The organism is Nocardia uniformis NBRC 13702 (assembly GCF_001613345.1).
GTDB lineage: Bacteria > Actinomycetota > Actinomycetes > Mycobacteriales > Mycobacteriaceae > Nocardia > Nocardia uniformis.
In genome coordinates this window covers 1-13,289 of record NZ_BDCE01000007.1, presented here as the reverse complement: position 1 = coordinate 13,289, position 13,289 = coordinate 1, and the positions used below count along the sequence as shown (strand labels likewise).

At 65.9% G+C, this 13,289-nt stretch carries 7 protein-coding genes; 4 read left to right on the top strand and 3 right to left on the bottom strand.

Going from position 1 to position 13,289, the window contains the following annotated elements:
• The first annotated feature begins 262 nt into the window (after positions 1 to 262).
• The gene (locus NU1_RS01625; protein WP_245719900.1) at positions 263 to 1,828 is read left to right on the top strand and encodes an esterase-like activity of phytase family protein; all 1,566 of its coding nucleotides are present in this window, start codon (positions 263 to 265) and stop codon (positions 1,826 to 1,828) included.
• A 22-nt stretch (positions 1,829 to 1,850) separates the two neighbouring features.
• Here NU1_RS01625 and NU1_RS01620 read toward each other — a convergent pair whose 3' ends face one another.
• Complete coding sequence (locus tag NU1_RS01620; protein WP_067516603.1) at positions 1,851 to 2,288, bottom strand: DUF1707 and DUF4190 domain-containing protein; 438 nt, start codon at positions 2,286 to 2,288, stop codon at positions 1,851 to 1,853.
• 195 nt (positions 2,289 to 2,483) lie between these two features.
• On the opposite strand from NU1_RS01620, the gene NU1_RS01615 reads away from it, so the two are divergent.
• Positions 2,484 to 3,650: an MFS transporter gene (locus NU1_RS01615; protein ID WP_157551934.1), complete on the top strand. Its 1,167-nt coding sequence runs from the start codon at positions 2,484 to 2,486 to the stop codon at positions 3,648 to 3,650.
• 228 nt (positions 3,651 to 3,878) lie between these two features.
• Here NU1_RS01615 and NU1_RS01610 read toward each other — a convergent pair whose 3' ends face one another.
• A complete protein-coding gene (locus tag NU1_RS01610; RefSeq protein ID WP_067516601.1) occupies positions 3,879 to 5,348 on the bottom strand; it encodes a glutamate synthase subunit beta in 1,470 nt (489 codons plus the stop codon).
• A gap of 113 nt (positions 5,349 to 5,461) precedes the next feature.
• A complete protein-coding gene (gltB, locus tag NU1_RS01605; RefSeq protein WP_067516599.1) occupies positions 5,462 to 10,129 on the bottom strand; it encodes a glutamate synthase large subunit in 4,668 nt (1,555 codons plus the stop codon).
• 873 nt (positions 10,130 to 11,002) lie between these two features.
• Between gltB and NU1_RS01600 the strand changes: the two genes are divergently transcribed.
• Together NU1_RS01600 and NU1_RS01595 are read left to right on the top strand one after the other, a co-directional pair.
• Positions 11,003 to 12,856, top strand: coding sequence for a DUF4407 domain-containing protein (locus NU1_RS01600; RefSeq protein ID WP_067516597.1), 1,854 nt, complete (start codon positions 11,003 to 11,005; stop codon positions 12,854 to 12,856).
• A gap of 166 nt (positions 12,857 to 13,022) precedes the next feature.
• On the top strand, positions 13,023 to 13,289 hold a 267-nt coding region (locus tag NU1_RS01595; RefSeq protein ID WP_067516595.1), incomplete at its 3' end, for a hypothetical protein.

Here is a 13,289-nt window from a genome sequence, read left to right as displayed (position 1 = left end):
ACGCTCCGGTGCACGCCGGGTTAACGCAGGTAGCCCCGCCCGTTCTTGGATACACCAGCCCGACCGCACCGACGAGATCGGCGACACACCGGTGACTAGGATAAAGCCCCCTAGGCGTACCCGCTCACCAACTCCCGCAAAACGTCCGATTTGCGGGAGTGACGCTGAACAACAGGAGGATCCGCGTGCTATCGAACACGCTGTCCCCGAACGTTCAGGCGAGGGCCACCTGCCGGTCGATTCGGCACGGTAGGCAACGCTGGTGAGAATTCGCCATGCCGCCCGCGCCACGACCGCGGCCACTCTGATCTGCACCTTGGCCGTCGTGGCCGCCTGCTCCTCCGACGACAGCGCGGATTTCACCGCTGGTAAAGATCACCCGTTGACGATCACCATCGACGACCTGCTCGCCAAGACCGGCGGTACGGCGGCGGTGGCCATCACCGATCCGGAGCACGGCACCCTCGCTCGGGGTGTGGACGGTTCGCTGGTCTACACGCCGCAGCCGGGCTACACCGGCACCGACACGCTCACCGTCACCACTACGGACGCGGTTCGCCTGTTCACCACCGACATTCCCGCCCTCGGCACGTTCGGCGGCGTCGAGGTCCAGGGCAGTGCGTTCGGTTCCGCGCTCACCCCGGTGCCGGGCGCCCCCGGTGAGTTCTACGGCCTCACCGACCGCGGCCCCAATGTGGACGGTCCCGCCAAGAACGAGAAGATCGTCCCCATGCCGGAATTCGTGCCGCAGATCGGCAGGTTTCGCCTGGTCGACAATCGCGCGGAACTGATCTCGACCATCGAACTGAAGAATCGCGCGGGCGTCGCGTTCAACGGCGTCATCGATACCGGCGCGGAAACCGGCGAGACCATGCGGGACCTGAGCGGCACGCCCCAGCCGGCCACCGATCACGGTCTCGATCCCGAGGGTCTGGTCGCGCTGCCCGACGGCACCTTCTGGGTTTCCGACGAATACGGCCCGTTCCTGGTGCATTTCGACGCAACCGGCACCGAGATCGAACGCCTCTCCCCCGGTAACGGCCTACCCGCCGAACTGTCCCAGCGCACCCCGAACCAGGGCATGGAGGGCCTGACCGTCACTCCGGACGGCACCACCCTGGTGGGCGTTATCCAGAGCGGTCTGCGTACCCCGGGGCTGGAATCGGCCCGCGAGGTGCCCATGACCCGCATCGTCACCATCGAACTGAAGTCGCGGGCGGTCCGGGAATTCGCGTACCCGCTGGAGAATCCGAAGTCGAAGCTGGGCGTCTCGGAGATCACCGCCCTGAGCGATACCACCTTCGTGGTCGGCGAACGCGACGGCAAGGCGGCTCCCAAAGCCGATAAGAAGCTGTGGACCGTCGATATCTCCGGTGCCACGGATATCGGCCCGCAGGCCCGGGTGCCGGGCGCGCACTACGACCCGAAGATCGGTCTGCTGATCGGCGGGATGGGCGTGGAGACCTATGTCGGCCTCACCTCCACCGCCGACGGTATCGCCGCGCTGCAAAAGGCGGGTATCACCCCCGTCGACAAGCAGCAGCACCTCGATCTCGCGGCTCTCGTCGCCGGATTGAACGCCGACGGAAAGTTCTTCGGCCACGACAAGATCGAAGGTATCGCCACCACCGACGGCGGCCGCACCCTCTACATCGCCAATGACAGCGACTTCGGCCTGGACGGCGTCACGAACGACCAGCCGCCCTTCACCCTGAAGCCCAAGACCCTGCCCAATGGTCTCCCCGACACCGGCGAAATCCTGATGATCGACACCAGCAAGCTTCCCGCGCGGACCGAAACGACAACCGTCACAATCGAGATCGGCTAGTCGGATAGTCGGCTGGTGGCCTTCACGTGAACAGGATCGCGAAGGCCGCCAGCCACAACATGCTCATGACAATGCCGGCGATGGCGAACCCGCGGTCATCGCTGTCACCGTCACCCACCAGCGAAGCGACACCGAGCCCGACACCCAGGACGGCCGGGATACCGCAGAAGAATCCGAAGAAGCCACACAGCAGCGCGGCGATACCGAGGCCATTGCGCTTTCGGAGATGCTGCGGCGGACCGGCGATCGGCACGACGGGAAGTCCGACCGGCGGCAGATCCACCATGGCGCGGTTGAGATCTCCGAACGTTTGCGCGTTGAGCGCCAACCCTATTCGGTCCGATAACTCGTCGGCCTGAATGCGTCCGGCCTGAAAATGCACCTTCAACGCCTCGACGGCCCGTTCACGATCATTATCGGCCGCGCGCGAATTCGGTGTGGGCCACCATTGCGGTTCCATAGGAATCTCCGTCGAACCCGGCAATATCGTTGACCGAAGCGTATTCCCGCTCCGGCCCGCCCTGCCACGAACGAGAGCATTCCCACAGAACTCTCACAGGTCATACCCGGCTCGATAGCAATCTGCCGCAGGGCGCGGACGGTGCCGTCGGAAATCCGCCGGATCGCACGCGACGCAGTTGCTGGACTGAATCCCATGTCCACCGCACTCGTCTCCCCCACTGCCAGACCACCACTGCTGCGCGGTCTCGCGGTCGGCGCGGTCACCCTCGGCATCTTCTCGATCGTCACCACCGAGATCCTGCCGATCGGCCTCTTGACCTCGATCGGCGGCGATTTCACCGTCTCCGACGGTATGGCCGGCCTGATGATGACCATGCCGGGCTTGATCGCCGCCGTCGCCGCTCCCCTGGTCACGGTCGCCGCCGCCCGGATCGACCGGAAGCTGTTGCTGTGCGGTTTCACCCTGCTCCTGGTGCTGGCCAACGCGATCGCCGCGACCGCCCCACAGTTCTGGCTGCTGCTGGTATCCCGCTTCCTGCTCGGCATCACCATCGGCGGCTACTGGTCGATCGCGGCCGGTCTGGCCGCGCGTCTGGTCCCACCGGAAAAGAAGGCCCGCGCCACTTCCGTGATCTTCGCGGCGGTGCCGCTGGGCTCGGTGCTCGGTGTCCCCGCGGGCACCTTCATCGGCAGTGTGTCCGGCTGGCGAATGTCGTTCGTACTGCTCGGCATTCTCGCCGCGACAGTCCTCGCCCTGCTGCTCATCGCACTACCGCCGCTACCGGCTCACGAGTCGATCGGCTTCGCTTCCCTGCGCGCGTCGGCCCAACACCCAGCCACTCGATTCGCCCTCCTGGCAACGGTCCTCATCGTCGTCGCCCATTTCGGTGCGTACACCTACATCACCCCCTTCCTCGAGCAGGTCACCGAAATCGACGCCCGCACAATCACCGTCGCGCTGTTGATCTACGGGGCGGCGGGTGTGGTCGGCAACTTCGTGGGCGGCACCCTGGCCGCCCACCGACCGCGCAGCGCCCTCGCCTACGCGGCGGCACTGATCACCGTCGCAACTGTGGCCCTGCCGCTACTGGGCCGGTGGGAAATCGGGGCGGTCGCGCTGCTGGTGGTGTGGGGCCTCGGCTACGGTGCGGTACCGATCGCCACCCAAACCTGTTTCGCCGAAGCCCTTCCCAACTCCCCGCAGGCGGCGTCGGTGCTGTTCACCGCATCCTTCCAAGCCACCCTCGCCGTCGGTGCGCTGCTGGGTGGGGTGCTCGTCGACCGCAGCTCCCCGAGCGCGGTCCTACTGCTCGCCGGAGCCACCGCGACCATCGTCTGCGTTATCGCCACCAGGCGCTGACGCACAGGTTGGCATTGCGATGTCGCCCGGCCGCCTTCGTCATTCCGGCGCGCTTACGGCCGGAATCCACACCGCCGCAATAGTGGATCCCGGCAAAATACATGCCGGGATGACGGGGGCTGTTCCGACATCACGCCTTCAACCTCAGTAGTAGCCCGCGAACGAACAAAGCGCCCACGGACCGGAGTCCGTGGGCGCTTCGAGCTGTTCAGGCCGGCGTCGCGAAGATCAGCGCTGGGCGACCGTCGTCGGAGCGATCGGCGACGGCAGGGCGGTATCGCCCTCCAGGTACTTGTCCACCGCGGAGGCGGCGGCGCGACCCTCGGCAATGGCCCACACGATGAGCGACTGGCCGCGGCCCATATCGCCCGCGACGAAGACGCCGGGGACGGTGGACTGCCAGGCGTTATCGCGCTTGACGTTTCCGCGCTGGTCGTAGCCGACGCCCAGACCCTCGAGCAGACCGTTCTTCTGCGGTCCGACGAAGCCCATGGCCAGCAGCACCAGATCGGCCTCGAGGGTGAAGTCGGTGCCGTCGACCTTCTCGAAACGGCCGTTCACCATCTGGACCTCGTGTGCCTGCAGGCCGGTGACCTTGCCGTCCTCGCCCACGAAACGCTCGGTATTGACGGAGAACAGCCGCTCGCCGCCTTCCTCGTGCGCCGAAGCCACCCGGTACATGAGCGGGTAGGTCGGCCACGGGGTGGAACCGGCACGCTCCTCCGGCGGACGCGGCATGATCTCGAACTGGTGGACCGACTCCGCACCCTGACGGTGCGAGGTGCCCAGGCAGTCCGCGCCGGTGTCGCCGCCGCCGACAATGATGACCTTCTTGCCGCGCGCGTGAATGCGGGGCAGGCCTTCCTCGTCGGTGATCGGGTCGCCCAGCTGCACGCGGTTGGCCAGCGGCAGGAATTCCATGGCCTGGTGGATGCCATCCAGGTCGCGACCCGGAACCGGCAGGTCACGGGCGATGGTCGCACCACCGGCGAGCACCACCGCGTCGAAGGTCTCGCGCAGCTGCTCGGCGGTGATATCCACGCCCACATTCACACCGGTCTTGAAGATGGTGCCCTCGGCCTCCATCTGCGCGAGACGGCGATCGATGAAGCGCTTCTCCATCTTGAATTCCGGAATGCCGTAGCGCAGCAGACCGCCGATGCGGTCGTCGCGCTCGAAGACGGTGACGGTGTGGCCCGCGCGGGTCAGCTGCTGCGCGGCGGCCAGACCGGCCGGACCGGAACCGACGACGGCAATGCGCCTACCGGTCAGGCGAGTCGGGTAGACCGGGGTGACCCAGCCCTCATCGAAGGCGTTCTCGATGATCTCGACCTCGACCTGCTTGATGGTCACCGGATCCTGGTTGATCCCGAGCACGCAGGAGGACTCACACGGAGCCGGGCACAGGCGGCCGGTGAACTCCGGGAAGTTATTGGTCGCGTGCAACCGGTCGATCGACTCACGCCAGGAACCCTTGAACACCAGGTCGTTCCACTCGGGAATCAGATTCCCGAGCGGGCAACCGTTGTGGCAGAACGGGATACCGCAGTCCATGCAGCGGCTGGCCTGCTTCTTCAGCGTCTCGTGCGGGAACTTCTCCTCGTAGACCTCTTTCCAGTCCATGAGGCGCAGCGGAACGGGCCGACGCTTCGGCAGTTCCCGGGACGTGTGCTTCAGGAAGCCCTGTGCGTCACCCATTTACAGCTCCTGACACATTCTCTACCAGCAAGTTCTTACAGCGATCTACGTTAGCCACGGGCGGCCTTGAATAGTCGCAGCGCCTCGTCGACACTCCCGAAGGTCCGGTGTGACTAACCACGAGCGGCCTCCATAATCGCTTCGTCGACATCCTGACCGGACTTCTCAGCGTTGGAGATGGCGAGCAGGACCTTCTTGTACTCGCGCGGCATAACCTTGACGAAGTGATTCACCTGCTGCGACCAGTCACCCAGGATGCGTTCGGCGACAGCCGAACCCGTCTCCTTGCGATGGGCCTCGATAATGTCGTGCAGCCAGGTGAAGTCGTCGCCGGACAGCGCGTCGATGGCGTCGGCCTGGTCGATCGAGACATTCTTCTCGAAGGTGCCGTTCGGGTTGTAGACGAACGCCACACCGCCCGACATACCGGCGCCGAAGTTGCGCCCGGTCTCGCCGAGGATGACCACCTTGCCACCGGTCATGTACTCGAGGCCGTGGTCGCCCACACCCTCGACGACCGTGGTGGCGCCGGAGTTGCGGACCGCGAAGCGCTCACCCACGACACCGCGAATGAACGCCTGGCCATTGGTCGCACCGAACAGGATCACGTTGCCCGCGATGATGTTGCGCTCCGCCACGAAGTCGGCCGGGGCATCCAGGGATGGCCGCACCACGATGCGCCCACCCGAAAGGCCCTTGCCCACATAGTCGTTGGCGTCGCCGAAGACCCGCAGCGTAATACCGGCCGGAACGAACGCACCGAACGAGTTACCGGCGGAACCGGTGAACGTGATGTCGATGGTGTCGTCGGGCAGGCCCGCGCCGCCGTACAGCTTGGTCACCTCGTGGCCGAGCATGGTGCCGACGGTGCGGTTCACGTTCGTGATCTTGGTTTCGAACTTGACCGGCTTGCCACGCTCCAGCGCGTCCCGCGACTGGGTGATGAGCTGGTTGTCGAGAGCCTTATCCAGACCGTGGTCCTGCGTCTTGGTCTGGCGACGGTCCTGGTACATGAACGCCGTTTCGACATCGTCCAGAATCGGCGACAGATCCAGCTTGCTGGCCTTCCAGTGCTCCTTGGCCTTGGTGGTGTCGAGCAGGTCGACCCGGCCGACGGCCTCGTCGAGCGTCCGCAGACCCAGCGACGCCAGCAGCTCACGCACCTCTTCGGCGATGAACATCATGAAGTTCTCGACGAATTCCGGCTTACCGGTGAAGCGTTCCCGCAGCAGGGGGTTCTGCGTCGCGATGCCGACCGGGCAGGTGTCGAGGTGGCAGACCCGCATCATGATGCAACCCGAGACCACCAGCGGAGCGGTCGCGAAACCGTACTCCTCGGCGCCCAGCAGCGCGGCGATCATGACATCGCGGCCGGTCTTCATCTGACCGTCGACCTGCACCACGATCCGATCGCGCAGACCGTTGAGCAGCAGGGTCTGCTGGGTCTCGGCCAGGCCGAGCTCCCACGGACCACCCGCGTGCTTGAGCGAGGTCAGCGGCGAGGCACCGGTGCCACCGTCGTGGCCGGAGATGAGCACCACATCGGCGTGCGCCTTGGATACACCCGCGGCGACGGTGCCGACGCCGGGCTCCGCGACCAGTTTCACGTGAATCCGCGCCTGCGGGTTCGCGTTCTTCAGGTCGTGGATCAGCTGCGCCAGATCCTCGATGGAGTAGATGTCGTGGTGCGGCGGCGGCGAGATCAGGCCGACACCGGGCGTCGAATGCCGGACCTCGGCGACCCACGGGTACACCTTGTGCGCGGGCAGCTGGCCGCCCTCGCCGGGCTTGGCACCCTGGGCCATCTTGATCTGGATATCGGTGCAGTTGGTCAGGTAGTGCGCGGTCACACCGAAGCGACCCGATGCCACCTGCTTGATCGCGGACCGACGCCAGTCGCCGTTTTCCTCCGGCTCGAAGCGGGCCGGATGCTCGCCGCCCTCACCGGAATTGGAGCGACCGCCGAGGCGGTTCATGGCGACCGCGAGGGTTTCGTGCGCCTCGGCGGAGATGGAGCCGTAGCTCATCGCACCGGTCGAGAAGCGCTTCACGATCTCGCTGGCGGGCTCGACTTCCTCGATCGGAATCGGGTTGCGGCCCTTGGACTTGAACTTGAACAGGCCACGCAGCGAGGCCAAGCGCTCGGACTGGTCGTCGACCAGCCTGGTGTACTCCTTGAAGATCGAGTACTGGCCCGAGCGGGCGGCGTGCTGGAGCTTGAACACCGTGTCCGGGTTGAACAGGTGCAGCTCGCCCTCGCGACGCCACTGGTACTCGCCGCCGACCTCGAGCTCGCGGTGCGCGCGCTCATTGCGGTTCTCCAGGTACGCCAGCCGGTGCCGCTGCGCGACCTCGTCGGCGATCTCATCGAGACCGATACCGTTCAGCGGCGAACGCAGACCGGTGAAGTACTCGTCGCACAGATCCTGCGACAGGCCGACAACCTGGAACAGCTGTGCGCCACGGTAGGAGGCGATGGTGGAGATGCCCATCTTGGACATCACCTTCAGCACACCCTTGCCGGCGGCCTTGTTGTAGTTGGCGACGGCCTTCTTGAAGTCGGTCTCGATGCTGCCGGTACCGAGGTCCAGCGCACCGCGCTCGAGCATGTCCTCGATGGACTCGAAGGCCATGTACGGGTTGATCGCGGCGGCGCCGAAGCCGACCAGCAGGGCCATGTGGTGCACCTCGCGGGCGTCACCGGCCTCCACTACCAGGCCGACCTTGGTGCGGGTGCGTTCGCGCACCAGGTGGTGGTGCACGGCGGCGGTCAGCAGCAGCGACGGAATCGGCGCCAGCTTCTCGTTGGATTCGCGGTCGGACAGCACGATGATCCGCGCGCCGCCGTCGATGGCCGCCGAGACCTGCTTCTGCACGGCCTCGATGGCCTTGCGAATACCCTTGCCACCCTTTTTGACCGGGTACAGGCCGTGCACGACGACCGACCGCAGTTCGGGGCGCGAGCCGTCGTCATTGATGTGGACCAGCTTGGCCAGCTCGTCATTGTCCAGAATCGGCTGGGTCAGCGTGATCTGGCGGCAGCTGTCGGCCGTCGGGTGCAGCAGGTCGCCCTCCGGGCCGATCATGCTGCGCAGCGAGGTGACGACCTCTTCGCGAATGGCATCCAGCGGCGGGTTGGTGACCTGCGCGAACAGCTGCGAGAAGTAGTCGAACAGCATGCGGGAACGGTTGGACAGCACCGCGATCGGCGTATCCGTACCCATCGAACCCAGGGCTTCGCCGCCGGTCTTGGCCATCGGCGCGAGCAGGATATTCAGCTCTTCGGTGGTGTACCCGAAGATCTGCTGGCGAATGAGCACCCGGTCGTGCGACATGTGCTCGTGCGGCCGGTCGGCCAGATCGCTCAGCTTGACCGGACCCTGGTCCAGCCACTCCTGGTACGGGTGCTCGTTGGCCAGCTCGTTCTTGACCTCGTCATCGGCGATGATGCGGCCCTGCGAGGTGTCGACCAGGAACATACGGCCCGGCTGCAGCCGCGCCTTCTTGACCACGCGGGCGGGATCGATATCGAGGACACCGACCTCAGAGGCCATGACGACCAGGCCGTCATCGGTCACCCAGATACGCGACGGGCGCAGACCATTGCGGTCCAGCACCGCGCCGACGACCGTGCCGTCGGAGAAGCACACCGACGCCGGGCCGTCCCACGGCTCCATCAGGAACGAGTGGTAGCGGTAGAAGGCGCGCTGCTCAGCGTTCATGGACTCGTGGCGTTCCCACGCCTCCGGAATCATCATGAGCACGGCGTGCTGCAGGCTGCGGCCACCGAGGTGCAGCAGTTCCAGCACCTCGTCGAACCGCGCGGTATCGGACGCACCGGGGGTGCAGACCGGGAAGATCTTCTCGAGGCGGTTGTTGCCCTCGGAGTCGGTACCGAACTTGTCGGACTTCAGCAGCGCCTCACGGGCGCGCATCCAGTTCTCGTTACCGGTGACGGTGTTGATTTCACCGTTGTGCGCGACGCGGCGGAACGGATGTGCCAGCGGCCACGACGGGAAGGTATTGGTGGAGAAGCGCGAGTGCACGATTCCCAGCGCGGACTCGACGCGATCGTCCTGGAGGTCCAGGTAGAACGCGCGCAGCTGCGGGGTGGTGAACATGCCCTTGTACACGAAGGTCTGACCGGAAAGGCTCGGGAAGTACACCGATTCCTTGCCGATACCCTCGCCCGCGCCCGCCTTGCCGAGCTCATGCTCGATGCGCTTGCGGACGACGTAGGCGCGCCGCTCCAGGTCCATTCCGGCGAGCTGCTCGGAAGAGCCCTTGGGCGAGGCGATGAAGATCTGACGGAAGGTCGGCATGGCGTCACGCGCCAGCGCACCCAGCGAGGATTCGTCGATCGGCACATCGCGCCAGCCGAGCACCTCGAGGCCCTCTTCGCGGACGATCTTCTCGACGCCGTAGGCGGCGCGCGCGGCTTCGCGGCGGGCCTGCGGGAGGAAGGCGATGCCGGAGGCGTACGAGCCCTCGGCGGGCAGCTCGAAATCCGTGATTGCCCGGAAGAACTTGTCCGGCAGCTGGATCAGGATGCCCGCGCCGTCGCCCGAATTGGGCTCGGCGCCTGCGGCACCACGGTGCTCCAGGTTCAGCAGGGCCGTGATGGCCTTGTCGACGATGTCGCGGCTGCGACGGCCGTGCATGTCGACGACGAATGCGACACCACAGGAGTCGTGTTCGTTCGCCGGATCATAGAGCCCGCGGGGTCCGTACCCATAGCCGGCACCGCCGGTGGGGGACCTGTGGCCGGGAAGTTGCGTCATGCCTCTGCCTTCACAAAAAACAGGCCTTCGAAGAATTTCGGCCTTCGTCGAATGCCTCCGTCGGACTGCGCCCGGTCGTTTCGAGGACCAGCTGCGCTGATGGTCGTCCCGTGCAGTCAACTCTCCAATTGTTCACCCGTTATCGATGTCGAATACGAGTGCTCGGCGGTAACCCAACGCTTACGTGCTGGCTACCTGCCGCGCCTTTTCCGCCCTTTAGTCTGGGTACCGATCAGGTCCCAGCTGGTGGAGCGAAATGCCGAACTTGTCGCGTTCGGCGTAAGAGCAAACGATAAGTCAGGACTTGAGCCCAACCAACTTAGGTTGCACTAATAACAGTGTCTAGCTGGGCTTCTTCATCGATCCTCCACTACCTGCGCGTTGTCCAGTGTAAAGCAGGCGAGCGGCATCGTTTCAGTCGAGTTCGCCACTAGCCCGTCGTTGCGCGGGTCGCGCGCGGGAACGGCTGGATCGGGTAGGGGAAGAGCCTCTCACCTGCATCGAAACAGGTTTCCCCGCAATGAGTTCAGATAAACCGGACGTAAGGTGGCTAACTCTCCGGGCAGGGGGGCTGGTATGTGAGACGGCCTGGAAGACAGGGAATGGCAACGTTCCGACCGTACGGAATCGTTTCTGATCTGTGCCATTTGGCACACCATCAGCTAACAGTGAATATGCGTCACGTCACATTTGCCGAGGTGATCGGAGGTGACGGACGGCACTGACCATGCCCGGAACTCGCCGCTGTGAGGCTGGCCACATAGCTCCCGGCCCACTCGGTGGAACCAGGCCCGGCCTGTCACGCTGAGACAACGAACAAGCGACAGTTTCGCCATGCCGAAACGCCCTGGGACTTAGAGGATGTGAGATCCCATGACCGCCCAAAGTTCCCACACCTCCCGCCCGGCAGAGACGTTCGGCGCGCTGCTCACCTGGTTGGGCGGGGGTAACGCCCAGCTCACCGACCGGCACGAACAGTCCGGATACGCACTGACCGGCGCGGTGGTGGCCCTGTTCGCGGGCATCGCCGGCAGCGTCACCGCCATTGCCACCGGGGCCGCGCGCTGGCCGCTGCTCGCCGTCATCTTCATCGCATTGATCGCGACCCTGCTGGTCGGGGCGATCGCTCGGGCCCTGGCCACCGCGCCGACCCCCGCCCGCGACGAATCCCGCCGGGGCCGCGCCGAATTCGGGGTGCGCGTCGGCGTCGCCGCGATGGCGGGTGTGGTGATCGCCGAGCTGGCGAGCACCGTACTGTTCGGCGGCACCGTGGACCGGCTGCTGAACGAGACCGCCCGGCGCGGAACCGAATCCGTATCCACCGTGGTCGCCGCCCGCGCGGACCTCGATACCGCCCGCGCCGATCGCATCACCCTCGATCAGCAGATCAACCAGGCGAAAACCGATATCGACGCCGCGCTGGTGACCGCGCGCTGCGAGTTCAATCCGAATCCCGAATGCCCGCAGAACCGGATTACCGGGGTGCCCGGGCGTGGGCCCGAGGAGCGGACCGCGAACGAAATGCTCGCGGACGCGCGGAGCCGGTTGAGCACCGCCGAGGGGCGTATCGAAGCACTCGACACCCGGGTCGCCGATAAGGAGACGGCCCTCACACAGGCACGCGATGCCGCCTACACGGAGGGCGACCGCGGCCTCGGAGCCCGCTGGGTGGCCATGAACGACTACACCACCGAACACGGGGGTGCGCTCGCACTGCGCACCGGAACCATCCTGCTGATGGCGCTGCTGGCCCTGCTGCCGCTGCTGCTGCGCTGGTGGCGCGGCGAAACCTCATTCGATCGGCGAGTGGCCTTCCGCACCGCGACCGACCGCGTCGAACAGTCCGCCGAAACCACCATCGCGGTCGAACGCGCCGAAACGCGGGTCCAGGTCGAAAAGCTGCGCGCCGAACAACAACTCACCACGGCCAAACTGGCCAGCCACGCCGATATCGCCATCGACCGCGAACAGCAGCGCAAGCGCGTCATCGCGGCCATCGGCGGTCTGGAGATCGGCATCACCGATTCCGGCCGCCGCGCGGTGGGCGAATTCGACCGCGCCGCACTGCAAGACACGCGGTCGCTCGAACTACCGGCCGGACTATCGGCCGAAGATCAGGAGGGGAACGTGACGCAGTCGCCGAATCTGCCCGCCCAGCTCGCACCCGGGGCCGTCGCCCCGCGGAGTACGGGAGGCGCGCTGGCACCGGCCGCCTCGGGGCAGCCGACACCCGCGAACAAGGGTGGTGGACTGGAACTTCCGATTATCGGCACGGTGCCGTTCACCGATACCGCCGCCCGCTGGATTCGACCGCTGGTGCCGTCGTTCGTGGCCAATGCCATCGATACCGCCACCAGCCCACTGCGCACCGTGCGACAGGCGTTCGAGGAGGCCGAGGAGATCACCTTCACGCTGCGCCGCACGCGCAAGGTGACCGTCGACTCCGAGGATTCGGCGCAGCCGCAGCAGATCTACGCGCCGCAGGGCGGATACCAGCTGCCACCGGGCGCCCCGCAGGCGCGGTATGCCCAGCACGTCACGTCATCGGTGGCGGATCAGCACGCCGGATACGCACCCGGCTACTCGGCGCTGCCGGCGGGCCAGTACATCGATCACGGCTACGGCCTTCCCGCCGCACCCGACCAGAGCGAGCTCGAGGCGCGGCAGCATCGGGCCATCGACTACCGCGGACCGCGCGAGCTCCCGCCGGGTAAGAACGAGAGCTAGAAACCCGGCTCCACCGGGCCGCCGAAGGGTTGGAAACCCGCATGTTTCACGTTGAACATTCCTCGTGAAGTCACAATGTGCTGGTATCAACCCTTTTCGCGTTCGCCCGTGCGGTATTGCGTGGGACTCCTAGAACTATACGTATATAGGTACGTATAGTGGATTCATGTTTGATCCGCTCAGCCTTGCCGTCGGTGCCGGATTGCTCGGTATCGGCTGGATTGTCGGCCGCTTCGGCCATCGCACCGCTCAGGGCAAGGCCATCAACGCCCCGGCGACCAGTGCGTTGTGCGGGTGCGGTCACGATCTGTCGCTGCACGACCGGAAAGCCGGGGCGTGTCACGCGGAGCACATGCGCAAGGTCGGCATGGGCACGGGAATGAAGGAGTGGGCCCGTTGCGGCTGCCGCCAGTACACCGGCCCGACCCCGCTC